General features: G+C 70.3%; 23 protein-coding genes. 14 read left to right on the forward strand and 9 right to left on the reverse strand.

The genetic code is table 11. The annotated features are described in order from the left end of the window. The gene (locus LG391_RS29420) at positions 1-840 is read left to right on the forward strand and encodes a carbon-nitrogen hydrolase family protein (protein WP_225771771.1); all 840 of its coding nucleotides are present in this window, start codon (positions 1-3) and stop codon (positions 838-840) included. On the opposite strand, the gene LG391_RS29425 is transcribed toward LG391_RS29420, so the two are convergent. The 3 genes from LG391_RS29425 to LG391_RS29435 all read right to left on the reverse strand — a co-directional run bounded on the left by LG391_RS29425 (position 786) and on the right by LG391_RS29435 (position 4,639). Continuing rightward, the gene (locus LG391_RS29425) at positions 786-1,406 is read right to left on the reverse strand and encodes a TetR/AcrR family transcriptional regulator (RefSeq protein WP_225771773.1); all 621 of its coding nucleotides are present in this window, start codon (positions 1,404-1,406) and stop codon (positions 786-788) included. The two genes, LG391_RS29420 and LG391_RS29425, sit on opposite strands and share 55 nt — an antisense overlap. Before the next feature lie 80 nt (positions 1,407-1,486). Further along, positions 1,487-1,987, reverse strand: a complete 501-nt coding sequence (locus LG391_RS29430) for a helix-turn-helix transcriptional regulator (RefSeq protein ID WP_225771775.1) — start codon at positions 1,985-1,987, stop codon at positions 1,487-1,489. Between the two features lie 417 nt (positions 1,988-2,404). After that, a complete protein-coding gene (locus LG391_RS29435; protein ID WP_225771777.1) occupies positions 2,405-4,639 on the reverse strand; it encodes a calcium-binding protein in 2,235 nt (744 codons plus the stop codon). A 571-nt stretch (positions 4,640-5,210) separates the two neighbouring features. Here LG391_RS29435 and LG391_RS29440 point away from each other — a divergent pair. The 4 genes from LG391_RS29440 to LG391_RS29455 are packed head-to-tail and all read left to right on the forward strand — an operon-like array spanning position 5,211 to position 8,761. Continuing rightward, positions 5,211-6,596, forward strand: a complete 1,386-nt coding sequence (locus LG391_RS29440) for an MATE family efflux transporter (RefSeq protein WP_225771778.1) — start codon at positions 5,211-5,213, stop codon at positions 6,594-6,596. 40 nt (positions 6,597-6,636) lie between these two features. Next, on the forward strand, positions 6,637-7,386 hold the full coding sequence (gene cobS, locus LG391_RS29445) for an adenosylcobinamide-GDP ribazoletransferase (RefSeq protein ID WP_225771780.1): 750 nt from the start codon (positions 6,637-6,639) through the stop codon (positions 7,384-7,386). Next, positions 7,383-8,012 (forward strand): histidine phosphatase family protein, encoded by a 630-nt coding sequence (locus LG391_RS29450; protein ID WP_225771782.1) that lies wholly within the window; start codon positions 7,383-7,385, stop codon positions 8,010-8,012. The genes cobS and LG391_RS29450 overlap by 4 nt, the downstream gene beginning before the upstream one ends. 53 nt (positions 8,013-8,065) lie before the next feature. After that, positions 8,066-8,761, forward strand: a complete 696-nt coding sequence (locus LG391_RS29455; RefSeq protein ID WP_225771784.1) for a lipid-binding SYLF domain-containing protein — start codon at positions 8,066-8,068, stop codon at positions 8,759-8,761. Positions 8,762-8,894: 133 nt separating this feature from the next. On the opposite strand, the gene LG391_RS29460 is transcribed toward LG391_RS29455, so the two are convergent. Continuing rightward, positions 8,895-9,551 (reverse strand): sulfite oxidase-like oxidoreductase, encoded by a 657-nt coding sequence (locus tag LG391_RS29460; RefSeq protein ID WP_225771786.1) that lies wholly within the window; start codon positions 9,549-9,551, stop codon positions 8,895-8,897. A gap of 134 nt (positions 9,552-9,685) precedes the next feature. On the opposite strand from LG391_RS29460, the gene LG391_RS29465 reads away from it, so the two are divergent. Further along, on the forward strand, positions 9,686-11,926 hold the full coding sequence (locus tag LG391_RS29465) for a mechanosensitive ion channel domain-containing protein (protein WP_225771788.1): 2,241 nt from the start codon (positions 9,686-9,688) through the stop codon (positions 11,924-11,926). Here LG391_RS29465 and LG391_RS34790 read toward each other — a convergent pair. Next, positions 11,899-12,027, reverse strand: coding sequence for a hypothetical protein (locus tag LG391_RS34790; RefSeq protein ID WP_255646924.1), 129 nt, complete (start codon positions 12,025-12,027; stop codon positions 11,899-11,901). The genes LG391_RS29465 and LG391_RS34790 overlap by 28 nt on opposite strands. A 400-nt stretch (positions 12,028-12,427) precedes the next feature. Between LG391_RS34790 and LG391_RS29470 the strand changes: the two genes are divergently transcribed. From LG391_RS29470 to LG391_RS29480, 3 genes are all read left to right on the forward strand, one after another. Next, positions 12,428-12,829, forward strand: a complete 402-nt coding sequence (locus LG391_RS29470; protein ID WP_225771789.1) for a Fur family transcriptional regulator — start codon at positions 12,428-12,430, stop codon at positions 12,827-12,829. Next, on the forward strand, positions 12,807-13,052 hold the full coding sequence (locus LG391_RS29475; protein WP_225771791.1) for a hypothetical protein: 246 nt from the start codon (positions 12,807-12,809) through the stop codon (positions 13,050-13,052). The genes LG391_RS29470 and LG391_RS29475 overlap by 23 nt, the downstream gene beginning before the upstream one ends. A 143-nt stretch (positions 13,053-13,195) precedes the next feature. Further along, positions 13,196-14,746, forward strand: coding sequence for an adenylate/guanylate cyclase domain-containing protein (locus LG391_RS29480; RefSeq protein WP_225771793.1), 1,551 nt, complete (start codon positions 13,196-13,198; stop codon positions 14,744-14,746). A 3-nt stretch (positions 14,747-14,749) separates the two neighbouring features. Here the strand turns inward: LG391_RS29480 and LG391_RS29485 are convergent, their stop codons facing one another. The 4 genes from LG391_RS29485 to LG391_RS29500 form a co-directional block, all read right to left on the reverse strand. Next, complete coding sequence (locus LG391_RS29485; protein ID WP_225771795.1) at positions 14,750-15,430, reverse strand: exopolysaccharide biosynthesis protein; 681 nt, start codon at positions 15,428-15,430, stop codon at positions 14,750-14,752. A gap of 76 nt (positions 15,431-15,506) precedes the next feature. Then, positions 15,507-16,157 (reverse strand): ThuA domain-containing protein, encoded by a 651-nt coding sequence (locus LG391_RS29490; RefSeq protein ID WP_225771797.1) that lies wholly within the window; start codon positions 16,155-16,157, stop codon positions 15,507-15,509. A 23-nt stretch (positions 16,158-16,180) separates the two neighbouring features. Further along, complete coding sequence (locus tag LG391_RS29495) at positions 16,181-17,284, reverse strand: Gfo/Idh/MocA family protein (RefSeq protein WP_225771799.1); 1,104 nt, start codon at positions 17,282-17,284, stop codon at positions 16,181-16,183. A gap of 11 nt (positions 17,285-17,295) precedes the next feature. After that, positions 17,296-18,519, reverse strand: coding sequence for an ROK family protein (locus LG391_RS29500; protein WP_225771801.1), 1,224 nt, complete (start codon positions 18,517-18,519; stop codon positions 17,296-17,298). A gap of 228 nt (positions 18,520-18,747) precedes the next feature. On the opposite strand from LG391_RS29500, the gene LG391_RS29505 reads away from it, so the two are divergent. The 5 genes from LG391_RS29505 to LG391_RS29525 are packed head-to-tail and all read left to right on the forward strand — an operon-like array spanning position 18,748 to position 25,135. Continuing rightward, the gene (locus LG391_RS29505; RefSeq protein WP_225771803.1) at positions 18,748-20,019 is read left to right on the forward strand and encodes an ABC transporter substrate-binding protein; all 1,272 of its coding nucleotides are present in this window, start codon (positions 18,748-18,750) and stop codon (positions 20,017-20,019) included. Next, positions 20,016-20,948 carry a carbohydrate ABC transporter permease gene (locus tag LG391_RS29510; protein ID WP_225771805.1) on the forward strand — a complete coding sequence of 311 codons (933 nt, stop codon included), beginning with the start codon at positions 20,016-20,018 and terminating at the stop codon, positions 20,946-20,948. Before LG391_RS29505 ends, LG391_RS29510 begins: the two co-directional genes overlap by 4 nt. Then, positions 20,948-21,799 (forward strand): carbohydrate ABC transporter permease, encoded by an 852-nt coding sequence (locus tag LG391_RS29515; protein WP_225771807.1) that lies wholly within the window; start codon positions 20,948-20,950, stop codon positions 21,797-21,799. Before LG391_RS29510 ends, LG391_RS29515 begins: the two co-directional genes overlap by 1 nt. Positions 21,800-21,828: 29 nt before the next feature. After that, on the forward strand, positions 21,829-23,817 hold the full coding sequence (locus LG391_RS29520; protein WP_225771809.1) for an aldo/keto reductase: 1,989 nt from the start codon (positions 21,829-21,831) through the stop codon (positions 23,815-23,817). Between the two features lie 58 nt (positions 23,818-23,875). Then, on the forward strand, positions 23,876-25,135 hold the full coding sequence (locus tag LG391_RS29525) for an ABC transporter substrate-binding protein (RefSeq protein WP_225771810.1): 1,260 nt from the start codon (positions 23,876-23,878) through the stop codon (positions 25,133-25,135). The last annotated feature ends 23 nt before the right edge of the window (positions 25,136-25,158 follow it).

The raw sequence follows: 25,158 nt of genomic DNA on the forward strand, positions 1-25,158 counted from the left end.
ATGGCCGGCCCGCTGCGGATCGCCATCGCCCAGAGCCGGATTGACCGCGACATCCGCACCAACGGCCGGGAGGTCCGCGGCCTGATGCGCCGCGCCGCCGCCGGCGGGGCCCGGCTGGTGCAGTTCCCCGAGGGCGCCGCCTCCGGCTACGCCAAGTCCGAGATCACCGCCTGGGACCAGGTCGACTGGCCGGCGCTGCGCGAGGAGCTGGCGGAGACGGCGGCCCTGGCCGGCAGCCTGGGCCTCTGGGTGGTGCTCGGCAGCGCCCATCCGCTGCCCCCGCCGCACCGGCCGCACAACAGCCTCTACGTGATCTCGGACGCCGGCGTGCCGGCGGGGCGCTACGACAAGCGGCGCTGCTCGCACACCGAGATCAGCGACTGGTATTCGCCCGGCGCCGCGCCGCTGACCTTCGCGGTGGACGGCTTCACCTTCGGCTGCGCGATCTGCATCGAGAACGTGTTCCCCGAGCTGTTCGCCGAGTACGAGGCGCTGGGCGTCGACGCCGTTCTGGTCTCGGCCTATTCCCGCGACCCCGTCTTCGGCGCCCTGGCGCGCGGCCATGCGGCGGCGACCTGCCTCTGGATCGCCCTCGCCAACCCGGCGCGCTGCAGCCGGGAGCTGCCCGCCGCGCTGATCGGGCCGAACGGCCATGTGCTGGCCGAAGCCGGCCGGGACGGCGAATCCGATCTCGTCTTCGGCACGCTCGACCGCGGCGACCCGGCTTTCGCCGTGGCGCTGGAGAAGGCGCGGCCCTGGCGGCGGGCGGCGCGGCTGGGCGGGATCTACGAGTCGCGCCGGGTCGAGGATCCGCGCAGCCGCGACAGGCTGGGGTTCTGATCGGCCGGGGGGACGACGATCCGGCAGAACGCCTCCAGCTCGGCGGCCACCGCCTGCGGCAGCGACCGCCCGCGCTCGAAGCCCCACCACAGCAGGGCGCCCTGCCACTGCGCCGCCATCAGCCGGCCGAGATCCGGCCGCGGGCCGGCGGCATCGGCCAGGCGCCGGCCCAGCGCCGCGGCCAGGGCTTCGCCCCAGGCGGCGCCGCGGCGCCGCAGCGCCGGATCGCGCAGGTCCTCGCGCAGCACCAGCAGGCCCTCGGCGTAATCGTCCTCGGCGCCGTAGTCGCCGGACAGCGCCACCAGCATCTCGACCGCACCGGCCGGGCCCGGCGGGGCCGCGGCATCGGCCGCTTCGGTGCGGGCGTCCAGCAGGTCCCAGGCGCGCAGCAACGCCGCCTGGACCAGCGCCGCCTTGCTGCCGAAGCGCTGCACCAGCGTCGCCCCGGACAGCCCGGTCTCGGCCGCCACCGCGGCAAAGGTGATGCCGTCCGGCCCGGCCCGGCGCATCACCGCCAGGGCGCCGTCGAGCAGGGCTTCGTCGGGGATGGTGCGCGGGCGGGGCATCGGCTTGGGGGATAAGTAAACAGGTATTTATATACAGAGCATCGCCCCACTCAACCGGAGAGTCGCGCTCCCGGAGGCGCTCACTCGTCGAGCAGGCCGAGGGCGAGCGCGGTGGCGACGGCGCCGGTGCGGCTGGTCGCCTGAAGCTTGCGGATCACGGATTTGATGTGGCCCTCGACGGTGTAGATCGACAAGCCGAGGCGGCGCGCCGCCTCCTTGTTGGAGGCGCCGCGGGCGACCAGCAGCAGACAGTCCCGCTCGCGCCGGGTCAGGGCCGGAGGCGCCGGCGGCAGGGCGCCGGCGGCCCGCTGCGCCGCGGCCAGGCGGCGTTCGATGACGAGGGCAGATTCGAGATGGGGTGCGAGACAGCGCAGGATCGAGAGCTGCCTCTCGCTCCAGCCGGAGCCGCGCGGCGGCCGCCACAGGGTCAGGAGGGCGGCGGATCGGTGCTGGTCGAAGCCAAGCCAGTACAGGCCGTTGAGCAGGCCCCACGGCCTGAGCACCTCATGGTAGAACCCGGTGCCTGCGCCGGGCGTCCCCGGCACCGGCTCGCCGCCGATGAAGACCGATCCGATCGGCAAATGAAGCAGCGGCGGTCGGGGGCGATCGGCCGCGGGCGCCGGCGGGCGATGGGGCGCGGCCGCGGGCGGCGGGCGGGGCGGGTGGAGGCGGGGGAATGCGGTTCTCCGACCGCCGAGGAACTCGGACAGGCGGTCGAACACCGTCTCCCAAGCCTCGTTCCCGATGGCCGCCCCATAAATCCGGCCGATCAGATCAAGAGAAATCGCTTCAACCAAAATTGAAGGCCCAAAGGATGCGGTGATCGCCCGCCGGCGGAGAGCCGGCGGACGATCCTGGCATTATTGTCGCTGTTTGTGGTCTTTCGGCGGCCACAGTCTGATTTTGCTGCCGCATACTATATTGTGACTCATCCTGGACGAGGATGGGAAAGTCTTTAAGGTGATTTCCCATCCTCGAGGGATCCAGGATGTCGTCCGTTACAGCACGAAGTCGGCCGCCACCAGGGCGATGTGGCCGGAGAGAACGATGCGGAAATCGGCGATTCCGTCGCCGTTGACATGACCGGAGATCACCGTGTCGGTGCCGCTGAAGGCATAGGTCAGCGCGCCGGCGCCAGCGCCGCCGAAGGTGAACGCCTGGTTGCCGGCCACGCCGGTGTTGGCATCGATGGCCGAGAGGTCGATCCGGTCGGCCTGGGCGTGGCTGAAGTCGAGGATGCGGTCCGGCGTCGCGACCGCGCTCTCGCTGGGCGCGGAGAAGACGAAGCGGTCAGCCCCGCCGCCTCCGGCAAGCGTATCCCTGCCGGCCCCGCCGGAGAGGATGTCGTTGCCGTCGCCGCCGGAGAGGTAGTCGTTGTCGCTCATGCCATATAGGGTGTCATTTCCGGCGTAGCCATAGAGAGCGTCGTTGCCGCCGTAGCCGGACAGGACGTTGGCGACGGCCGACCCGATCAAGGTGTCGCCATAGCCGCTGGTGCCCTGGACGTTTTCGACATTGAACAGCCGGTCGCCTGCGGCTTCGCCGTAGTAGCCGTAGCCGGTGCTCAGGTTGACATAGACTCCCGCGGCGCCGTTGTAGTCAACGGTGTCGATGCCGGCACCGCCGTCCAGCCAGTCGGCGCCGTTGCCGCCCTGAAGGAAGTCGTTGCCGTCCATCCCGTATAGCGTGTCGTTGCCGTCATTGCCGTAGAGATAGTCGTTGCCGCCGTAGCCGGACAGGACGTTGGCGACGGCCGACCCGACCAGGGTGTCGCCGTAGCCGCCGGTGCCCTGGACGTTCTCGATGTCGTACAGCCGGTCGCCCGCGGCCTCGCCGTAGTAGCCGTAGCCGGTGGCCAGGTTGACATAAACGCCGGCGGCGCCGTTGTAGTCGGCCGTGTCGATGCCGGCGCCGCCATACAGGGTGTCCGCCCCAGCGCCGCCCTGAAGGAAATCGTTACCGCCGTAGCCGGACAGGACGTTGGCGACGGCGGAACCGATGAGGGTATCGCCGTAGCTGGCGCTGCCGTAAACGGTCTCGATGTCGTACAGCCGGTCGCCCGCGGCATCGCCGTAGTAGCCGTAGCCGGTGGCCAGGCTGACATAGACCCCGGCGGTGCTGCCGTAGTAATCGGCCGCGTCGATGCCGCTGCCGCCATTGAGCGTGTCCGCCCCGGCGCCGCCGGAGAGATAGTCGTTCCCGCCGTAGCCGGAGAGCACGTTGGCGACGGCCGACCCGATCAGGGTGTCGCCATAGCCGCCGGTGCCCTGGACGTTCTCGATGCCGAACAGCCGGTCGCCCGCAGCCTCGCCGTAATAGCCGTAGCCGGTGGCGAGATTGACGTAGACCCCGGCGGTGCCGTTGTAGTCCGCGGTGTCGATGCCGGCACCGCCATCCAGCCAGTCGGCGCCGTTGCCGCCCTGGAGGAAGTCGTTGTCGCCCATCCCGTACAGCGTGTCGTTGCCGTCATTGCCGTAGAGATAGTCGTTGCCGCCGTAGCCGGAGAGCACATTGGCGACGGCCGACCCGATCAGGGTGTCGCCATAGCCGCCGGTGCCCTGGACGTTTTCGACATTGAACAGCCGGTCGCCCGCGGCCTCGCCGTAGTAGCCGTAGCCGGTGGCCAGGTTGACGTAGACTCCCGCGGCGCCGTTGTAGTCCGCGGTGTCGATGCCGGCGCCGCCATCCAGCCAGTCGGCGCCGTTGCCGCCCTGGAGGAAGTCGTTGTCGCCCATCCCGTACAGCGTGTCGTTGCCGTCATTGCCGTAGAGATAGTCGTTGCCGCCGTAGCCGGAGAGCACATTGGCGACGGCCGACCCGATCAGGGTGTCGCCATAGCCGCCGGTGCCCTGGACGTTCTCGATGTCATACAGCCGGTCGCCCGCGGCCTCGCCGTAGTAGCCGTAGCCGGTGGCCAGGTTGACGTAGACCCCGGCGGCGCCGTTGTAGTCCACGGTGTCGATGCCGGTGCCGCCGGACAGTATGTCCGCCCCGTCACCACCCTGCAGGAAGTCGTTGTCGGCGCCGCCCCAGAGGTAGTCGTCGCCGGCATGGCCGTAGAGATAGTCGTTGCCGGCATAGCCGTAGAGATAATCGTTGCCGGCATAGCCGTAGAGGACGTCGTTGCCCTCGAAGCCGAAGAGAGAGTCGTTGCCGTCATAGCCGTACATGACGTCGCCATCGACCGATCCGTAGATCACGTCGTTGAAGTTCGTGCCGTAATAGGTACCCATCAAAAATCTCCTATTGGGGCGAACGGCCTGGCCGCGTCGGCGCAGGCGGTCCCCTGTTGCAGTCAGGACGGGTCATTGCTCCGCACAAGCGTGTCGATGCCGTTCAGGATCTGGCCGACAGCTCTTGTCGTTGTCCGGCCGGGCATGCGCCCGCCGATCCCACGATCGCGACGGCGAAGTGTGCGTCGCGCCGTGCGCCTTGCGCGGCGCGCCCCATCTGCAAGGAGCCGTCGCCGCCGGAGGGTCGAGCTCCGCAACAGAGGTGCCTCCGAGAGTCACAGTGTCCGGCGACCAGGGGGTGCCTCTCAACCCCCCGGGATCGGGGGGAACGGGCGGCCGGCCGCCGTGTCGCTGCCGGGCAGCGACATTTTTACCCGGGCATAATTGACGGCGCCGTTTCCGGCGGGGATAAGCCACGGCATCCGTCGCGCTGCGGGGAGGGGCGCCATGACCCTGCAGATTGCCGATCCATCCGTCCCGGCCGGCGCCGCCTTCCAGGGTGTCCGCCGGCCGGCCCGCTGACCGGGGGCGGGCCGGCCGACGCGCCGCATTCGGCCTGAAGGGGACCATCATGTCGAACGCGATCGAGCGCGGCGCCGACGCCGCCCCCGTGCCCGCCCCGTCGCTGTGGAAGGCGTTCCTGCTGTTCCTCGGCCCGATGATGCTCAGCAACGTGCTGCAGGGGCTGTCCGGCACGGTCAACAACATCTATCTCGGCCAGATGATCGGGGTGGGGGCGCTCGCCGCCGTGTCCGCCTTCTTCCCGATCCTGTTCTTCTTCATCTCCTTCATCATCGGCCTGGGCGCCGGCGCCTCGGTGCTGATCGGCCAGGCCTGGGGCGCGCGGGAGCCGGAGAAGGTCAAGGCGGTGGCGGGCACCGCGCTCACCGTCACCATCCTGGCCGGGCTCGTGGTCGCCCTGTTCGGCGGCGCCTTCACCCAGTCGCTGCTGGCCGCGGTCGGCACCCCGGCCGACATCCTGGCCGATTCGACGGAATATGCCCGGATCATGCTGGTCGCCATGCCGGGCCTGTTCGTCTTCATCCTGATGACCTCGATGATGCGAGGCGTCGGCGACACCATGACGCCGCTCCTGGTCCTGGCGCTGCAGACCGCGATCGGCCTGGTGCTGACCCCGGCGCTGATCCGCGGCTGGGCCGGGCTGCCGCAGGTCGGGGTGCTCAGCGGCGCCTATGCCTCGATCGTCTCCTTCCTCGCTGCCCTCGCCTGGCTGGCCTTCCATCTGCGCCGCCGCGGCCATGCGCTGGCGCCGGACGCCGTCCTGCTGCGCCATCTCTGGATCGACCCGAAGATCCTGCGGGCGGTGCTGCGCATCGGCCTGCCCTCGGGCGTGCAGCTGGTGCTGGTGTCGCTGGCCGAGGTCGCGGTGCTGTCCTTCGTCAACGGCTTCGGCTCCGACGCCACCGCCGCCTATGGCGCGGTCAACCAGGTGGTCAGCTACGTCCAGTTCCCGGCGATCTCGATCGCCATCACCGCCTCGATCTTCGGTGCCCAGGCGATCGGCGCCGGCGATGCCGGCCGGCTCGGCGCCATCACCCGCACCGGCCTGCTGCTCAACCTCGCCGTCACCGGCGGGCTGGTGGCGGTCTGCTACCTGTTCTCGCGCACGCTGATGGGCCTGTTCCTGACCAGCCCGCCGGTGATCGACCTGGCCCAGGACCTGCTGCACATCACGCTGTGGAGCTACATCGTCTTCGGCGTCGCCGGCGTGGTCGCCGCGGTGATGCGGGCCAGCGGCACGGTGCTGGCGCCGACGGCGATCTCGCTCTTCGCCATCCTCGGCGTCGAGGTGCCGGTGGCCTGGCTGCTCAGCCGCCAGATCGGCATCGACGGCATCTGGATCGCCTATCCGGTCGCCTTCATCGTCATGGCGCTCGGCCAGATCGCCTTCTACCGGCTGGTGTGGCGCAAGCGGGCGATCCAGCGCTTGATCTGAGCGGCTTGCCGACGAGGGCCGGACCGGCTAACCGGGTGTCATGGACGACCTGCTGCGCGATCTGCGCGTCGCCGCCTGCTTCCTGACCCGGCTGCCGGTCCGCTGGCCGCCGGACGCGCCGGCCGACGCGCTGGCCCGGTCGATGCGGCTCTTCCCCCTGGCCGGGGCCGGCATCGGCGCGGCGGCGGGCCTGGCCTGGGCGCTGGCGCTCTGGCTCGGCGCCCCGCCGCTGGTCGCGGCGCTGCTGGCGCTGGCGGGCCAGGCGCTGCTGACCGGGGCGCTGCACGAGGACGGGCTGGCCGACGTCGCCGACGGCTTCGGCGCCGGCCGCGACCGCGAGCGCACGCTGGAGATCATGCGCGACAGCCGCATCGGCAGCCACGGCACCCTGGCCCTGGTGCTGTCGGTCGGGCTGCGCGCCGCGGCCCTGGCGGCGGCCTTCACGCCCTGGGCCGGGGTTGCTGCGATGGCTGCGGCCGGGGCGGTGTCGCGGGCCACGGCCCCGGCGCTGCTGGCCTGGCTGCCCCCGGCCCGCTCCGACGGGCTCGGCGCCGGCGCCGGCCGGCCGCCCCCGGAGGCCGTCTTCGCTGCCCTCGGCCTGGCTGTCTGCTTCGCCCTGCTGCTGCTCGGGCTGCGGCACGGGCTCGCGGCGGCGGCCCTGGCGGCGCTCGCCGTCTGGGCGCTGGCCGGGCTGGCGCGGCGGCGCATCGGCGGCCAGACCGGCGACGTGCTCGGCGCCGCCCAGCAGCTGGCGGAGGCCGCGGTGCTGTGCGCCGCGGCGGCGGCATGACCACGACCCGCTGGTGGTGGGTCCGCCACGCCCCGGTGGTGAATCCGGACAAGCTGCTCTACGGCCGGCTCGATCTTGCGGCCGACACCGGCGACGCGGCAGCGATCTCCGCTCTTGCCGGCCGGCTGCCGCGCCGGGCGGTCTGGCTGCAATCGCCGCTGCGGCGCACCGCCGAGACCGCGGCGGCATTGCTGTCGGCGATGGGCGAGGCCGCCGTGCCGGCGGTCGAGCCGGCGCCGATCGAGCAGGGTTTCGGCGCCCGGCAGGGCCGGCCGAGCCGCGAGGTCTACGACGCGCTGCCGCGGCACGATCCGTTCTGGTCGCATCCCTCCGCCCATGCCGCGCCCGGCGGCGAGAGCTTCGACGCGGTGCTGCGCCGGGTGCAGCCCGCGATCCTGGCCCTGTCCGACGCCCATGCGAAGCGCGACATCGTCGCCGTCGCCCATGCCGGCACCATCCGCGCCGCGGCGGCGCTGGCGCTGGATCTCGACGGCGAACGCGCGCTCCGCCTCGTTATCGATACCCTGTCGCTGACCCGGATCGACCGGATCCGGTCGTCCTCGGGCGCGGAAAGCTGGCGAGTCGTCGCCTTGAATCTGCCATTCGGAACGGAAAAGATGTATTGATTGTTGTGCGCTACACCACGATTCTTCATGTGGAATCTGAGGAGAGCCCGACCATGATCGACCGCCGCAAGTTTCTCCGCCTGACGGGCGCGTCGACCGCCGGGCTGGCCTTGTCGGGCGCCCTCGCCGCCTGCGGCTCGAACACCTCGACGGCGAGCGACGCGCAGCTGCTGGTCGACGAGAGCCGCGCCGCGCTGCAGGCGCTGCTGTCCTCGCCGGAGCTGACGCAGCTGCCGCGTTATATCCGCGGCGCCAAGGCGGTGCTGATCGCGCCGGAGCTGCTGCGCGGCGGCTTCATCCTCGGCGGCCGCGGCGGCAATGCGGTGATGATGGTCCGGCTGCCGGACGGGAACTGGAGCTACCCGGCCTTCTACGGTGTCGGCGGCGGCACGCTCGGCCTGCAGATCGGCGGCCAGGTCTCGCAGCTGGTGCTGACGATCATGACCGACAAGGGCCTGCGGGCGGTGGAGCAGAGCAGCTTCACCGTCGGCGCCGACCTGTCGGGATCGCTGTTCACCCTGGGCGCCGGCGTCGGCGCCTCGACCGGGCTGAACACCAATGCCGACATGTACGCCTTCTCGCAGAACAAGGGCCTGTTCGCCGGCGGCACGCTGGACGGCACGGTGATCAGCGAGGACCAGGGCAAGAACGACGCCTATTACGGCTTCGGCACCCCGGCCCGCGTGATCTTCCAGGGGCAGAAGAGCAATCCGGGCGCGGAATCGCTGCGCACGCTCCTGCCCCGCTGAGGCTGGCCTGCTCCCTTATCTGCCATGCCCGGGCTTGACCCGGGCATCCAGGGAATGTCGAGGCCGCTCTGAGTGGCCCCCGGATTGCCGGGTCGAGCCCGGCAATGACAACGGAAGGAGTGGTGCGGAAGGCTCACCCGTAGCGCTGCTCCTGCCAGGGGTCGCCCTCGTTGTGGTAGCCGCGCTCCTCCCAGAAGCCGGGGCGGTCGGCGGCGACGAACTCGATCCGCTTCACCCATTTCGCGCTCTTCCAGAAGTACCAGCGCGGCATGATCACGCGCAGCGGCCCGCCATGCTCGACCGGAATCGGCTCGCCGTCGTGATGGGTCGCCAGCAGCACGTCCGCCTCGGCGAAGGCGTCGAGGGCGACGTTGGTGGTGTAGGTGTCGTAGCTGTGGAAGATCACATGCCGGGCCTCGGGCTTCGGCCGCACCAGCGACAGCAGGTGCCGGGCCGAGACGCCGCGCCAGCGGTTGTCGAAGCGCGACCAGGATGTGACGCAGTGGATGTCCGACACGTCCTCGAATTCCGGCTGGGCCAGGATGTCGTCCCAGCGCCACACCGTCGGCGCCTCGACCAGCCCGTCGATGGTCAGCCGCCATTTGTCCAGCGGGATCTCCGGCTGCACGCCGAGATCGAGCACCGGCCAGTGGTCCACCAGGCGCTGGCCCGGCGGCAGCCGGTCCCGCTCCGGATCGGAGCTGGCGCCGGTCAAGAGTCGGCCCTCGCGCGCCCAGCGCTGCTTGCTCTCGACCAGCTTCGGCCGGACCGAGCCGAGATCGTCCGCCATCGTCGCCTTCCCTTGCCGCTTCGCGTCAGGATGCCTCCAAGATGGCGTCGATACGCGGGTTGATCCAGAGGGCCGGGCGGGGAAGGATGGGACGCCGATCCGGAACACCGCCCGTCCACAGCCCGACCGAGCCGATGATCCGACTGCTCCGCCCGCTGCTTCTCCTCCTCGTCCTGCTCGCGCCCGGCCTCGCCGCTGGCCAGGTGCCGGGGACGTCCGGTCCGCCCGCCGCGTCCGACCAGCCGGCCGACCCGGAGCGGGTCAAGGCGCTGATCGCCACGCTGCAGGACGACAAGGCGCGGGCCGATCTGGTGGCCCGGCTGCAACTGCTGCTCCAGGCCCAGGCGCAGCAGCAGGAGGAGCGCAGCGCGCTGGAGACGGTCGGCAGCCAGGCCCTGGTCGTGGTCTCGGACAAGGTGCGCGACGTCACCGGTGCGGTCGCCGAGATCGGGGCCACACTGGCGCGGCTGCCGGAGCTGGCGACCTGGACCAGGGACCAGCTGTCCGACCCGGCGGCGCGGGAGCGCTGGGGGGTGGTGTTCCTCAACGTCGTCGGCGTCGTCCTGGCCGGCATCGCCGCCGGCTGGCTGGTCCGGCTGCTGCTGCGACGGCCCTTCGCGGCGCTGGACGGCAAGGCCCCGGCCACGCTCTGGGGCAAGATCCCGCTGCTGCTGGCCCAGGCGGTGCTCGACTTCCTGCCGCTGATCGCCTTCGTGTTCGGGGCCTATGCCATGGCGGTGGTGCTGGACCCGCCCTGGTTCGTCCGCACCATCGTGCTGGCGCTGGTCAACGCCGCGATCATCAGCGGGGTGGCGCTAATGCTGATCCGGCTGGTGCTGACGCCGGAACACCCGCATTTGCGGCTGGTACCGGTCGGCGACGAGACCGCCGGCTATCTCTATGTCTGGGCCAAGCGGCTGATCTACCTGCTGGTGTTCGGCTATCTCGCCGTCTCCACCGCCGTGGTGCTGGGCCTGCCCTATGGCAGCCTGACCGCTCTGAAATACTTGATCGGCCTGGCCGTCGCGGCGATGCTGGTGGTGCTGATCCTGCAGAACCGGCAGCCGGTCGCCGACTGGCTGCGCGGCCGCCGGCGCCGCGCCGCGGAGGGCGAGGAGGCCGGCGTCACCCGCGCCGTCGGCTCCGCCCGGCGGCGGCTGGCCGATGTCTGGCACCTGATCGCCATCGCCTATGTCGTGGTCACCTTCGCGATCTGGGCGCTCGGCATCAATGGCGGCTTCGCCTTCGTCATCCGGGCCACGCTCCTGACCGTGCTGGTCCTGGTGGCGGCGCGGCTGGTCTCCGCCTACGGGCCGCGGCTGATCCACCGCGCCTTCTCGATCGGGCCGGAGCTGAAGGCCCGCTTCCCCGGGCTGGAGCACCGCGCCAACCGCTACCTGCCGGTGCTGGACACCGCGCTCAAGGTCGTCGTCGCCATCGTCAGCGTCCTGGTGCTGCTCGAGGTCTGGCAGCTCGGCGGCATCGCCTGGATGGAGACCCAGACCGGCCGGTCCGTGCTGGCCAGCGCCGGCGCCATCCTGCTGGTGATCGTGGCGGCGCTGGTGGCGTGGGAGGCGGTCAGCCAGCTGATCGAATACCACCTGAACCGGCACGACGCCTCGGGCAACCTGGTGCAGCGCAGCGCCCGGGCCCGCACCCTGCTGCCGCTCCTGCGCAATGCCTTCCTGGTGCTGCTGATCACCGTCGTGGTGCTGATGGTGCTGTCCGAGGTCGGGCTGAACATCGCGCCGCTGCTGGCCGGCGCCGGCGTGGTCGGCCTGGCCATCGGCTTCGGCGCGCAGACTCTGGTCAAGGACGTCATCACCGGCGTCTTCATCCTGTTCGAGGACACGCTGTCGGTCGGCGACGTGGTCCAGATCGGCTCGGACAGCGGCGTGGTCGAGAGCATCACCATCCGCACCATCCGCCTGCGCGACGAGACCGGGGCGGTGCACACGCTGCCGTTCAGCTCCGTCACCTCCATCATCAACATGACCAAGGACTTCTCCTTCGCCGTGTTCAACATCGGCATCGGCTACGAGCAGGATGTCGACCGCGTGATCGAGGTGCTGCGCGACCTCGGCCGCGAGATGCAGCTCGATCCGGAATGGGCGCCGAACATCCTGGCGCCGATCGAGATCATCGGCCTCGACAAGTTCGGCGACAGCGCCGTGACCATCAAGGCGCGGATCAAGACGCCGGCGGCCAAGCAATGGGGCGTGATGCGGGAGTTCAACCGCCGGATGAAGCGGCGCTTCGACGAGGTCGGCATCGACATCCCGTTCCCGCACCGGATGGTGCTGACCCGCAGCCTCGACCGGCCGGGGGACGCCGCCGCGGCCGCCGCTCAGGGGGCGTCGTCGTCGGGGTCGTAATGGGAATCGTGCTTCTTGCGGGCCAGGTGCATCAGCCCGAGGTTCAGGGCGACGATGCCGATCACGGCGATGCCCAGCGCGATCCAGCCGTGGATGCTCATTTCAACCCCCATACCCCGCCCTCCGTGCGGCCTGCGTTGCCTTGCGGCGAGGTGAATGCGGTTCCGGGCGGCGAAGAGCGTATCGAGACATACGGTCGAGCCGCCCGGGGCCGCAGGCGCCCGCCGCAAGGCAACCCTTCGGGCCGGTTGAAGACGCCGGCAGGGGGCGTCGCCGCGCTTGCCCGATGCGCTGCATCGCGCCGCGCGCGGCTCCTGCCCTGCCGGCGTCTTGAACCGGCGCAGGCCGCACGGAGGGCGGGGTATGGGGGTTTAGCGCGAACAGGTCGCCCATGGCCGTCCTCCCGGTGGGCTGCGGCGCATTTTCGGATGCCAAGCGCCGCTGCGATCTGTAATCTCTCTAAATCCGCCAGCAGTTCCGCGGCTAAAGAGGGTTTGAGCCATGACGCTCGAGGAGAGATGTGTCTCCGCCGGCCTGAAGATGACCGATCAGCGTCGTGTCATTCTGCAGGTGCTGACCGAGTCTCTCGACCATCCGTCGGTCGAAACCGTCTATCACCGGGCCCGCGAGATCGATCCGTCGATCAGCATCGCGACCGTATACCGCACCCTGCATCTGCTCGACGAGCTGAACCTGGTGCAGCGGCACGACTTCAACGAGAACTATTCCCGCTTCGAGGTCAATCTCGAGCATCACCACCACCTGATCGATCTTGAAACCGGTGAGGTCATCGAGTTCAAGGACCAGGAGCTGGAGGCGCTGAAGGAGAAGATCGCCCGGCGGCTCGGCTTCGAACTCGTCGATCACAGGCTGGAACTCTATGGCCGGAAAAAGAAGTCCTGAGGGCTGCGGCTTCGGCGACCAGCCCTTTCCGGACGGCTCGGCGGATTGCCGCTGCCAACAGGCGGTGACCCGCGCCTACAGCGAGCTCGTGGCCCGCGGCGCGCCGCGCTCGGTGGCGCTCGAGGCGGCGATCCGCGTCTTCGTCTATCACCACCCCGAGGTCCCGGCTTTCCGCGCCCATGACACGGTGGAGACCTGGGTCTATTCCGGTCCGCTGAACTGAGCGACCTTCACGGTGCCGAGTCCCCCGGATCGCGGGCCGGGGCGTGGCTGCAGAGGCTGCGGCTGCCGAGCGGGCTGGTCCTTTTCGTCTTCCTCGCGACCCATCTGATCAACCATGCGGCCGGGCTGATATCGCTGGATGCGATGGAGCGCGGCCTCGGGCTGTTCATCCTGGTGTGGGAGAGGCAGCCCGGCCTGACGGTGCTCGCGGCCGCCTTCCTGATCCATATCGCCAACGCGCTGGTGTCGATCTGGCAGCGGCACAGCTTCCGGCTGAAGCCCTGGCAGGCGGTGCAGCTCGGCCTCGGCCTGGCCGTGCCGCTGCTGCTGGCCGCGCACGTCTTCGGCACCGTCGTCGCCTTCGAGCGGTTCGGCGTCGGCACGCCCTATCGCTACGTGCTGTCGGCGATGTGGGGCGGCAACGCGCTGGTCGCGCTGCAGCAGGCGGTGGTGGTTCTGGTCGCCTGGGGCCATGGCTGCATCGGCGTGCATTACTGGCTGCGGCTGAAGCCCTGGTATCCGAAGGCGCTGCCCTATCTCTACGCCGCCGCCCTACTGATCCCGGCGTTCGGCCTGGCCGGCTTCGTCTCGGCCGGGCTGCAGGTCCGGGATCTCGCGGCCCAGCCGGGCTGGCTCGAGGACCTGCACCGCTCGATCAAGCTGACGCCGGAGGCGCAGGCCTTCGCCGCCCAGGGGGCACTGTGGACCCGGATCGCCATCCTGGCGCTCGTCCTGGCCGCCTTCGCCGGGCCGGTCCTGCGCGCGATCCGGGCCCGCCGCGGCGGGCCCAAGCTGTACTACCGCGACACCCGCGTGCTCGACATCATCCCGGGCGCCACCGCGCTCGAGATCATCCGCGCCGCCGGCATTCCCCAGGCGATGGTCTGCGGCGGCCGTGGCCGCTGCTCGACCTGCCGGGTGCGGGTCGGGCTGGGCGGCGAGCACCTGCCGCCGCCGGGTCCGGAGGAGGCGCGGGTGCTGCAGCGGATCGGTGCGCCCGAAGGGGTGCGGCTGGCCTGCCAGATCCGACCGGTGCAGGATCTCGAGGTGACGCCGCTCTTGCCGCCGACGGCAACGGCGCGCGACGGCTTCCAGGGCCCCGGCCACCGCCACGGGCAGGAGCGCGAGATCGCGGTGCTGTTCGCCGACCTGCGCGGCTTCACCCGGCTGTCGGAGCACCGCCTGCCCTATGACGTCGTGTTCCTGCTGAACCGGTACTTCGCCGCCATGGGCCAGGCGATCGAGGCGGCGGGCGGGCAGGTGGACAAGTTCATCGGCGACGGGGTGATGGCGCTGTTCGGGGTCGAGGCCGGGCGCGACGCCGGCAGCCGGCAGGCGCTCGACGCCGCCCGGCGGATGGCGGCGCGGCTGGCCGAGCTGAACGAGGCCCTGGCCTCTGACCTGAAGGAGCCGCTGCGCATGGGCATCGGCCTGCATGTCGGCCCGGCCATCGTCGGCGAGATGGGCTATGGCGGGGTCAAGGGCCTGACCGCGGTCGGCGACACGGTCAACACCGCCAGCCGGCTGGAAGGGCTGTGCAAGGGCTACGCGGCGGAGTTGGTGGTGTCCCAGACCCTGCTCGACCACGCCGGCGCCGACCTGTCGGCCTTCCGCGCCGAGCAGGTGGCGATCCGCGGCCGGCGCGAGCCGTTGTGCATCCGCGTGGTCACCCGGATCGCCGACCTGCCCGCCTGACGTTCAGATCGACACGCCCAGCAGCGATTGCAGGAAGGCGCGCAGCGCGGCCCACAAGGCGGCGGAGACGGCGGCGAGGATCCCGACCGCCACGGCGCTGACCGCCCACCCGGCCGAGACGGCGATGCCGTCGCGCTCGACCAGGCCGATGGCGAAGGCCGAGATCGCCAGCGCCGGCACCATGTTGCCGAGCGGGATCGGCATGAACAGGATGATGGCCAGCAGCAGGCAGGCGGCGCCGATGAAGCGGTCCGGCACCGGGCCGATCAGGATCGACAGCCGCGGCCGCAGCAGCCGCTCGGCCTTGACCAGCCAGGGCACCATGCGGCCGACCAGCCGGGCGAAATCGGCCCGCGCCACCGACCGCTGGGTGATCAGCCGCGGCAGCCACAGCACCGGGCGGCCGATCATCAGCTGGAAGGTGATGAACAAGAGCGGCGCGCCGAGCACCGAGGAGGTGCCGGGCGGCGTCGGCAGGATATTCGGCGCGGCGAAGACCAGCATCAGCGCGCCGAACGCCCGGTCGCCGAAGGCGGTCAGGATGTCGGCGATGGCGATGCGCTCGCCGCCCTCCGCGGCCAGATCCTGCAGCACCTCCGAGAAACGCCGACGACGCTTCGCCTCGGCGGGCGCCGGCGCGCCGGGGTCGTCGTGCTGGATCTCGGGCTGGCGGGCGTCGGGCAAGCGGCTGGTCCGGCGTGATGGGTCCAGCCCCTGGTGTTACCGACTCTGCCGTGACAGGCGCAAGCGCGCGGTTGTCTCAGGCTTCCCGCGCCGCCCACAGCAGCCCGCGATGCAGGATGGTCTTCATCGACCGGTTCTCGAACTCCTCCACCCGGTGGCCGAGCGAGCTGTAGAACACCCGGCCGGCGCCGTGCCGGCGCTTCCACACCACCGGCATGGTGTGGCCGGCGATCCAGGGCGCGTGCTCGCCGCCGAAGGTGGTCTCGGCCAGCACCTCGTTGTTCGGGTCGACATGCATGTAGTACTGCTCGGACCGGTAGGCGAAATCCTCGATCCCCTGCATCACCGGGTCGTCCGGCCGGGTCACCCGCACCCGGTAGTCGATGATGTTGCCGGGATGGGCCACCCACTGGCCGCCGGTCATGAACTGGTAGGCGACCTCGTTGCGGAAGGCGTCGCACATGCCGCCGTGGAAGCCGGCGAGGCCGACCCCGCTCTCGACCGCGGCGGTCAGGTTGGTGACCTCCTCCTTCTCCATCGTCGACATGGTGTAGATCGGCACGATCAGGTGCATGTCCTTCAGCGCCGGGTCGGCGAAGGCCTCCGTGGTGTCCTCGATGAACACCTCGAAGCCGTCTCCGCGCAGCATCCCGGCCACCACATCCGCGCATTCCTGGGGGGTATGGCCGTTCCAGCCGCCCCAGACGATCAGCGCCTGCCTCGTCATCGCTCCATCTCCCTTTCGCAACCTCAGGCGGCCCGGCCGAAGGCGGGCTCCACCGGCATCGGGTCCGGCCGCTCGCAGCGGCTCTCGATCTCGATCGGCCGGCCCTCGCGGCCGGACCGCTCCACCGCTTCCATCACCTCAAGCACATGGAAGGCCAGCTCGGCATTGGCGCGGTGCGGCCGGCCGGTGCGGATGGCATGGGCCAGGTCGGCGACGCCGATGATCCGGTAGTTGCCGTCGCCGTAGGCGTGGCCGGTCGCCTCGGCCTTCCACTCGGTGCGGTCGACCGAGACCAGCACCTCGCCGCCGAAGGTGTTCGGGTCCGGCACGCTCAGTGACGCGGTCTCGCCATAGATCTCGATCGGCGCGTGGCGGTGGGCCGGGATGTCGAAGCTCATCACCATGGTGACCACCGCGCCGGAGGCGAAGGCCAGCGTGCCGGTGATGTGCGTCGGGGTGCCGACCGGCACCATCTGGCCGGCGCGCGGCCCGCTGGCGATGCGGCGCTCGGTGTAGGCCGCGGCGACCGTGCCGGTCACCCGCGCCACCGGGCCCAGCATGTTGACCAGCGTGGTCAGGTAGTAGGGGCCCATGTCGAACAGCGGGCCGCCGCCCTTGGCGTAATAGAAGTCCGGATTCGGGTGCCAGCGCTCATGCCCCGGCACCATCATGAAGGCGGTGCCGGCGACCGGCCGGCCGATCCGCCCGGCGTCGATCAGGGCGCGCGCCGTCTGCTGCCCGGCGCCGAGGAAGGTGTCGGGGGCGCTGCCGACGCGCACGCCCCTGGCCCTGGCGGCCTCCAGCAGGGTGCGGCCCTCGGCGACGCTGACCGCCAGCGGCTTCTCCGCATGCACATGCTTGCCGGCGGCGATCGCCTGCAGCCCGACCGGCACATGCGCCTGCGGCGTGGTCAGGTTCAATACGATCTCGATCTCGGGGTCGGCCAGCAGCTGCTCGATGCTCTGCGCCGCGATGCCGAACTCGGCCGCCTTGGCCTGCGCCGCCTCGGGGTTCAGGTCGGCGCAGGCCTTGACCCGCAGGATCGGGAAGTTCGGCGCCGCCTTCAGATAGGCGCCGCTGATCACGCCGCAGCCGATGATGCCGACGCCGACCGGTCTGTCGCTCATGGTCCTCTCCGCTATCGGGGCATGCCCTGGCCGTTCCAGGGCGCTTCGTAGAGCTGCCGCAGCACCAGGCTGGCCGCGCCGCGGGCCCAGGCGTCGTCGCTCCATTCATGCAGGATGATCTCGGTGCCGCGCCGGAGCGGCGGCGGCACGACGCGGTCGATGGCGGCCAGCAACGCCGGCTCCATCAGGTCGCGGGCCTGGATGGCGCTGCCGGCCACGATCACCTTGGGCGGGCTGTGCAGCGTGATCAGGTTGCCGACGGCGAAGCCCAGGATGGCGCCGGCCTGCTCGAACAGCGCGCGGATCTCGGCCCGCCCCGCCCGCGCCATCTCGCGCAGCCGGCCGATGGCGCGCGGGTCGTCGGGGGTGATCGCCCCGGCCTCGGCGCCCAGCAGGGCGCGGGCGCGGGTGACGATGCCGTGGTCGGAGACATAGGCGTCGATGCAGCCGCGCTGGCCGCAGCGGCAGGGCAGCCCGTCGTCGGGCGCGTATTTGGTGTGGCCGAACTCCGTCCCCATCCCGGCCGCGCCGCGATGCACGTCGCCGTTCAGGAACAGGCCGAGGCCGACCGAATCCTCGACCGCCACCACGGCGAAGCTGTCGCTGTCCCGGCCGTGGCCGAACCAGTGCTCGGCCAGGGTGACGAGGTGGACGTCGTTCTCGACGGTCGTGGGCACGCCGAGGCGCCCGCGCACCATCTCCGCCAGCGGCACGTCCGGCGCCCCCAGGATCGGGGTCCAGACGCACAGGCCGTTGCGGCCGTCGATGAAGCCGGGCAGGCCGATGCCGATGCCGCCCAACCGGTCGAGGGCCAGGTCGGCGTCGCCGACGCAGCGGCGGATGCCGTCCTCCAGGATGTCGGCCACCACCTCCGGCGCCTGGCGGGCGACGCGGATCGGCAGCGACAGCGTCTTCACGACATCGGCCTTGTAGTCGGTGACGGCGATGCTGATCTGGTGCGGCGCCAGCTTGACGCCGCAGACGAAGGCGGCCTCGCGGTTCAGCTCCAGCATCACCCGCGGCCGGCCACGCGCCGCGGTGCCGACGCCCTCGACCGCCCGGGCCAGGATCAGGTTCTCCTCGATCAGCCCGCCGGTGATGGCCGAGATGGTGGCCGGCGCCAGCTCGGTCCGCTGCACGATCTCGACCCGCGAGATCGGCCCGTAGCGCCGCACCACGTCCAGCACGTGGAAGCGGTTGATCGCCCGCATCAGCTCCGGATCGGCGGTCTTCATTCGGTCATGATCCGAATTTTATGGTGCGGCGCACCATGGCCCGATCTCGATGCATCGCGGGGGCGAACGGCTTCGCCTGGTCTCGATTCAGCGCTTCCATCCCACCGTCCGGGCCATATTGTTTCGAATTCTCGGCAATGGTCCGATTTTTCGATCTTGACAGGGCCCACCCTAGCCGGTCTGATAAATTCGTAAAACGAAAAAATTAAACGGCGAGGGAGAAGCCGCATGGAGAGGCTTCGTTCCGTCACCCGCAGCGACCGCCGTACCCTCCTGAAATCCATGGCCGCGGGGGCGGGCGCCCCGGCCGCCGGCCCGCTGCTGGCGCGGCCGGCGATCGCCCAGGCGCGCGAGATCACCATGATCAGCGATGCCACCAACAACCGGCCCGCCGTCGACCGCATCGCCGCCGATTTCGAGCGCGACACCGGGGTCAAGGTCACGATCAACGGCATCGACCATGAATCGAACAAGACCGCGATCCGCAACTATCTGGTCACCAGCCCGCCCGACGTCTGCTTCTGGTTCAGCGGCAACCGCATGCGCGCCTTCGTCAAGCGCGGGCTGTTCGACGACATCACCGACCTGTTCCAGCGCGAGAAGTACTACGACCTGCTCGGGGTGATGACCCGGACCGTCAGCGTCGACGACCGGCAATACGGGCTGCCGACCGGCGGCTCCGCCTGGGGGATGCTGTACCGGAAGGACGTTTTCGCCCAGCACGGGCTGACGCCGCCGAAGACCTGGGACGAGCTGATCGCCACCTGCGACAAGGCGGCCGCCGCCGGGCTGGTGCCGCTCGGCATCGGCACCAAGGAGCTGTGGCCCGCCGCCGGCTGGTTCGACTACCTGAACCTGCGGGTCAACGGCCTCGACTACCACATGCGGCTGATGGACGGTCAGGCGACCTACCTGGACCCGGAGCTGACCGCCGTGTTCGACCGGTGGGAGGAGCTGATCAAGCGCAACTATTACCTGCCGAACCACACCTCCTATTCCTGGCAGCAGGCGGCCTCGTTCCTGATTCAGGGCAAGGCGGCGATGTTCTTCCTCGGCAACTTCGTGCGCCGGGTGTTCCCGGAGGACCAGGTGGGGCAGCTGGCCTTCATCCCCTTCCCGCAGATCCAGCCGGGCGTCGGGCCGTTCGAAGAGTTCTCGGTCAACTCGATCCACATCCCGGCCCGGGCCAAGAACAAGGAGCTGGCGCGCGACTTCCTGGCCTATTTCTACCGGCCGGAGAATCTCGGCGCCTATCTGCAGCCGGATGGCAACATCCCGGCGCGCAAGGACGTGAAGATGCAGGTCGACCCGCTGATGCAGTCGGTGATCGACACGCTGCAGGCGGCCAAGGGCACTTCGCAGTTCTACGACCGCGACACCGACCCGGACATGGCCCAGGCCGGGCTGAACGCGTTCCAGGAGTTCATGGTCGCGCCGCAGCGACGCCAGGCGATCCTCCAGCGGCTCGAGAACACCCGCAAGCGGGTGTTCAAGGCATGAGCCTGGCCGCGCCGATTACCGCGCAGGGGGCGGGCAGCGGGACGCTGCGGCGGCGCTGGCGGCGCCATCGCGACTGGATCTGGCCGGTCCTGTTCCTCCTCCCCGGCGGCGTGCTGTTCGGCGTGGTGATCGTGCAGTCCACGGCCGAGAGCCTGTGGATCAGCCTGCACGACTGGGACGGCATGGGCGAGAAGGTCTGGATCGGCCTGGCCAATTACCGCGAGCTGATCGACGACCCGCAATTCTATGTCTCGCTGCAGAACAACCTGATCTGGCTGGTGCTGTTCCTGCTGGCGCCGGCCGCCGGGCTGGGCCTCGCCATCTTCCTCAACCAGAAGATCCGGGGCATGCGGCTGGTCAAGTCGCTGTTCTTCGTGCCGCTGGTGCTGGCGCCGGTCACGGTCGGCGTCGTCTTCACCTGGTTCTACGACCCGACCTTCGGCCTGCTGGCCCTGATCTTCCAGGCGGTGGGAGCGGAGGCGCCGGCCCTGCTGTCGGACGAGCGCTTCGTCACCTTCGCCGTGGTCGCCGCCGCGCTGTGGCCGCAGATCACCTTCTGCATGGTGCTGTTCCTGGCCGGCCTCAACAACCTCGACGAGGACGTGCTGGGCGCCGGGCGGGTCGACGGCGCCCGCGGCTGGCCGATGTTCTGGAACGTGGTGCTGCCGCAGCTGCGCCAGGTCTCCTTCATCGCCATCGCCGTCACCGTGATCGGCGCGCTGCGCAGCTTCGACTTGGTGGCGGTGATGACCCAGGGCGGGCCGTTCGGCTCCTCCTCCGTCCTCGCCTACCAGATGTACGAGCAGGCGATCTTCAGCTACCGCTTCGGCTACGGCGCGGCCATCGCCTCGGTGCTGTTCGTGATCATGTCGGTGTTCATCGCCTGGTATCTGCGCCGCATGGTGCGGGTCGAGGCGGGGGGCGGCTGATGTATCCGCTGCCGATCGACCGCGCCGGTCCCGGCGCCCGCATCGCCTATCGCGGCTCCGTCGGCCTGGTGCTGCTGCTGTGGCTGCTGCCCCTGCTGGCGATCCTGCTGACCTCGGTGCGCAACCTGGACGACCTGGCGGTCGGCAACTACTGGGGCTGGCCCAGCCGGATCGACCTGCTGGAGAACTACCGCGCCGTCTTCGCCGACACGCCGGTGCTGCGCTTCATGCTGAACAGCCTGATCATCACCGTGCCCTCGGTGATCGGCGTGCTGATCCTCAGCACCTTCGCCGGCTACGTGCTGTCGCGGCACCGCTTTCCGGGCCACATGCTGGTCTTCGCGATCTTCGTCGGCGGCAATTTCGTGCCGCACCAGATCCTGATGATCCCGGTGCGCGACCTGATGGTGCAGCTGGGTCTCTACGACACATTCGCCGCGCTGATTCTGTTCCACATCGCGTTCCAGACCGGCTTCGCCACGCTGTTCATGCGCAACTTCATCGCCCGGCTGCCGCACGAGCTGTTCGAGGCGGCGCGGGCGGAGGGCGCGTCGCCGGCGCAGATCCTCGGCCTGGTGGTGGTGCCGCTGCTGCGCCCGGCCCTGGCGGCGCTGGCGATCCTGACCTTCACCTTCGTCTGGAACGACTATTTCTGGGCGCTGGTGCTGACCCAGAGCGACGCGGTCAAGCCGGTCACCTTCGGCCTCGCCACGCTGCGCGGCCAGTATGTTTCGGTCTGGAACCTGATTTCGGCCGCGACGGTGGTTGTGGCGATCCCCCCGGTGGTGATGTTCTTCCTGATGCAGCGCCACTTCATCGCCGGCCTGACCATGGGGGCGGTGAAGGGCTGATGACACTCTCGACAGACGGAAAGACGGGCATGGGCACGGAAGCGAAGCTGCGTTGGGGCATTCTCGGGCCGGGGCGGATCGCCCAGGCCTTCGCCGGGGGCGTGGCCCGGTCGCGCACCGGGCGGCTGGTGGCGATCGGCACGCGCGACGCGGCGAAGCCGGGGCTGGCCGAGGCCTTCCCCGGCGCCCGGATCCACGCCGGATACGAGGCCCTGCTGGCCGACCCCGAGGTCGACGCGATCTACATCGCCACACCGCATCCGGGCCATGTGCACTGGGGCATCCGCGCCGCCGAGGCCGGCAAGCACGTGCTGTGCGAGAAGCCGATCGCGGTGAACGCCTACGACGCCATGGCGCTGGTCGACGCGGCCAAGCGCGCCGGCGTGTTCCTGGCCGAGGCCTACATGTACCGCGCCCATCCGCAGACCAGGCGACTGGCCGAACTGGTGGCGGGCGGCGCCATCGGCGAGGTGCGGATGATCCAGGCCAGCTTCGGCTTCGCCGCCAAGTTCAACCCCGACCACCGCCTGTTCGCCAACGACCTGGCCGGCGGCGGCATCCTCGATGTCGGCGGCTATCCGGTGTCGATGGCGCGGCTGGTCGCCGGCGTCGCCTCGGGCAAGCCGTTCGTCGACCCGGTCAAGGTCACCGCGGCCGGCCATCTCGGCCGCAGCGGAGTCGACGAATGGACCGCGGCGGTGCTGGAGTTCCCGGGCGGCATCGTCGCCCAGGTGGCGACCGGCGTGTCGCTGGCGCTGGAGAACACGGTGCGGATCTTCGGCACCGAAGGGCGGATCGAGGTCGCCTCGCCCTGGTTCTGCAGCGGCAAGGAGGGCGGCAGCAGCGCCATCGTCATCACCCGGGCCAACGGCACGGCCGAGACCGTGGCGATCGAGGAGCCGGGCTGGCTCTACGCCTTCGAGGCCGATGCGGTCGGCGACGCGGTGGCGGCGGGGCAGCGCGAGGCGGCCTTCATGAGCCAGGCCGACAGCCTCGGCAACCTGAAGACCATGGATGCCTGGCGCGCCGCGATCGGCCTGGAATACGCGCTGGAGACGCCGGCCCGGCGCACCGGCCCGGTCGACGGCCGGCCGCTGCGCGCCGGCGCCATGCGCCGGATCGACCTGCCCGGCGCGTCCCGCCCGGCCTCGGCCCTGGCGATCGGCGCCGTCGGGATCGAGAACATCAGCCAGGCTGGCATGCTGTTCGACCGCTTCTTCGAGCGCGGCGGCAACACCTTCGACACCGCCTGGATCTATCGCGCCGGCGGCTCCGACCGGGTGCTCGGCCACTGGCTCTCCAGCCGCGGCGTGCGAGACGAGATCGTGCTGATCGGCAAGGGCGCGCATGCGCCGCTGTGCTACCCCGACGTGATCCCGCGCCAGCTGACGGAATCGCTCGACCGGCTGCACACCGGCCGGCTCGACCTCTATTTGATGCATCGCGACAACCCGGACATCCCGGTCGGCGAGTTCGTCGATGTGCTGGATGCCGAGATCCGGGCCGGCCGCATCGGCTCCTGGGGCGGGTCGAACTGGACGCGGCAGCGGCTGGACGAGGCGATCGCCTATGCTCGGGCCAACGGCAAGGCGGCGCCCACCACGGTCAGCAACAACTTCAGCTTGGCGGAGATGATCCAGCCGGTCTGGCCCGGCTGCATCGCCGCGGCGGATGCGGAGTGGAAGGCCTGGCTGCGGCAGCGGCGCATGCCGCTCCTGGCCTGGTCCAGCCAGGCCCGCGGCTTCTTCACCGACCGCGCCGGCCGCGACAAGCACCAGGACCCGGAGCTGGAGCGCTGCTGGTACGGCGAGGCGAATTTCCGCCGCCGCGACCGGGCGGCGGAACTCGGCGCTAGGCACGGCCGCTCGGCGAACCAGGTGGCCCTGGCCTGGTGCCTGCACCAGGACTTCCCGGTCCTGCCGCTGATCGGCCCGCTGACGCTGGAGGAGCTGGAGGATTCGCTGCAGGCGCTCGACATCGCGCTGACGCCCGAGGAGGTGCGCTGGCTCGAAGGGTAGGTCGTCATTCGGTTCAACCCGCCGCCGGCGACGGCGGCGGGACGGGGAGGAGACAAGCATGAACAGGATCCTGTCGGGCCTCGCGGCCCTCGCCACCGCCGGCCTTCTGTCCGGCGCCGCCATGGCCGACGTCACGGTCAAATGGTTGCACATCGAGAACACGCCGGACACGGTGGCCTGGATGGAGAGCGTCGCCCGCGCCTATGAGGCGGCGCATCCCGGCGTCACCATCCAGATGCAGTATCTGGAGAACGAGGCCTACAAGGCCAAGCTGCCGACCACGCTGCAATCATCCGACCGCCCCCACATCATCTACAGCTGGGGCGGCGGCGTGCTGCGCGATCAGATCAAGGCCGGGGTGATCGAGGACCTGACCGATGCGGTGAAGGGCGAATGGGCCGACCGGATCAGCCCGGCCGCGCTCGAGGCCTTCACCGTCGACGGTCATGTCTGGGGCGTGCCGGTGCTGGCCTCGCAGGTCGGCTTCTGGTTCAACAAGCCGCTCCTGGCCAAGGCCGTGGTCAAGGCCGAGGACATCAAGAGCTGGGACGACCTGCTCGCGGCGGTGAAGACGATCAAGGCCGCCGGCATCGTGCCGCTGGCGACCGGCGGCGCCGACAAATGGCCGATCCATTTCTACTGGACGCTGCTGGCCATGCGGATCGGCGGCAAGGACGCGTTCCAGGCCGCCTACAACCAGTCCGGCGACGGCTTCGACGGTCCGGTCTTCGTCAAGGCCGGCGAGCATCTGAAGGAGCTGGCGGCGCTGGACCCGTTCGAGCCCGGCTATCTCGGCCTGACCAACCCGCAGGCCGCGGGATATTTCGGCGACGGCAAGGCCGCGATGCACCTGATGGGCAACTGGGACTACCTGAACGCCAAGAAGAACAGCGCCTCCGGCAAGGGTATTCCGGATTCGGATCTCGGCTGGTTCCCGTTCCCGACCGTGGCGGGCGGCGCCGGCGCGCCGACCGACGTGCTGGGCGGCGTCAACGGCTGGCTGGTGACCAAGGGGTCGCCGCCGGAGGCGATCGACTTCCTGAAGTTCCTGACCAACAAGGAGAACCAGGAGAAGGCGGCGGAGCTCGGCGTCTACATCCCGGTGAACAAGGGCACGGCCGAGAAGCTGAAGAACCCGTATTTCCGGCAGATGGCGGAGAACATCGCCAAGGCCGGCTACTTCCAGGTGTTCTACGACCAGATGCTGGGCGCCAATGTCGGCCGGGTGGTGAACGACGTCACCACCGACATCGCCTCCGGCGCGACCGATCCGGAAGATGCGGCCGCCCAGGTCCAGGAAGCCTGGGAGATGCGGTGAGCGAGGAGGGGCCGGTGCAGCTT

The sequence above is a fragment of the Inquilinus sp. Marseille-Q2685 genome (assembly GCF_916619195.1).
Classification (GTDB): Bacteria; Pseudomonadota; Alphaproteobacteria; order DSM-16000; family Inquilinaceae; genus Inquilinus.

Coding starts and splice junctions, on each gene's coding strand:
- LG391_RS29420 (WP_225771771.1), top strand. CDS start 1: ATGGCCGGCCCGCTGCGGATCGCCATCGCCCAGAGCCGGATTGACCGC.
- LG391_RS29425 (WP_225771773.1), bottom strand. CDS start 1,406: ATGCCCCGCCCGCGCACCATCCCCGACGAAGCCCTGCTCGACGGCGCC.
- LG391_RS29435 (WP_225771777.1), bottom strand. CDS start 4,639: ATGGGTACCTATTACGGCACGAACTTCAACGACGTGATCTACGGATCG.
- LG391_RS29440 (WP_225771778.1), top strand. CDS start 5,211: ATGTCGAACGCGATCGAGCGCGGCGCCGACGCCGCCCCCGTGCCCGCC.
- cobS (WP_225771780.1), top strand. CDS start 6,637: ATGGACGACCTGCTGCGCGATCTGCGCGTCGCCGCCTGCTTCCTGACC.
- LG391_RS29450 (WP_225771782.1), top strand. CDS start 7,383: ATGACCACGACCCGCTGGTGGTGGGTCCGCCACGCCCCGGTGGTGAAT.
- LG391_RS29455 (WP_225771784.1), top strand. CDS start 8,066: ATGATCGACCGCCGCAAGTTTCTCCGCCTGACGGGCGCGTCGACCGCC.
- LG391_RS29460 (WP_225771786.1), bottom strand. CDS start 9,551: ATGGCGGACGATCTCGGCTCGGTCCGGCCGAAGCTGGTCGAGAGCAAG.
- LG391_RS29465 (WP_225771788.1), top strand. CDS start 9,686: ATGATCCGACTGCTCCGCCCGCTGCTTCTCCTCCTCGTCCTGCTCGCG.
- LG391_RS34790 (WP_255646924.1), bottom strand. CDS start 12,027: ATGAGCATCCACGGCTGGATCGCGCTGGGCATCGCCGTGATCGGCATC.
- LG391_RS29470 (WP_225771789.1), top strand. CDS start 12,428: ATGACGCTCGAGGAGAGATGTGTCTCCGCCGGCCTGAAGATGACCGAT.
- LG391_RS29475 (WP_225771791.1), top strand. CDS start 12,807: ATGGCCGGAAAAAGAAGTCCTGAGGGCTGCGGCTTCGGCGACCAGCCC.
- LG391_RS29480 (WP_225771793.1), top strand. CDS start 13,196: ATGGAGCGCGGCCTCGGGCTGTTCATCCTGGTGTGGGAGAGGCAGCCC.
- LG391_RS29490 (WP_225771797.1), bottom strand. CDS start 16,157: ATGACGAGGCAGGCGCTGATCGTCTGGGGCGGCTGGAACGGCCATACC.
- LG391_RS29495 (WP_225771799.1), bottom strand. CDS start 17,284: ATGAGCGACAGACCGGTCGGCGTCGGCATCATCGGCTGCGGCGTGATC.
- LG391_RS29500 (WP_225771801.1), bottom strand. CDS start 18,519: ATGAAGACCGCCGATCCGGAGCTGATGCGGGCGATCAACCGCTTCCAC.
- LG391_RS29505 (WP_225771803.1), top strand. CDS start 18,748: ATGGAGAGGCTTCGTTCCGTCACCCGCAGCGACCGCCGTACCCTCCTG.
- LG391_RS29510 (WP_225771805.1), top strand. CDS start 20,016: ATGAGCCTGGCCGCGCCGATTACCGCGCAGGGGGCGGGCAGCGGGACG.
- LG391_RS29515 (WP_225771807.1), top strand. CDS start 20,948: ATGTATCCGCTGCCGATCGACCGCGCCGGTCCCGGCGCCCGCATCGCC.
- LG391_RS29520 (WP_225771809.1), top strand. CDS start 21,829: ATGGGCACGGAAGCGAAGCTGCGTTGGGGCATTCTCGGGCCGGGGCGG.
- LG391_RS29525 (WP_225771810.1), top strand. CDS start 23,876: ATGAACAGGATCCTGTCGGGCCTCGCGGCCCTCGCCACCGCCGGCCTT.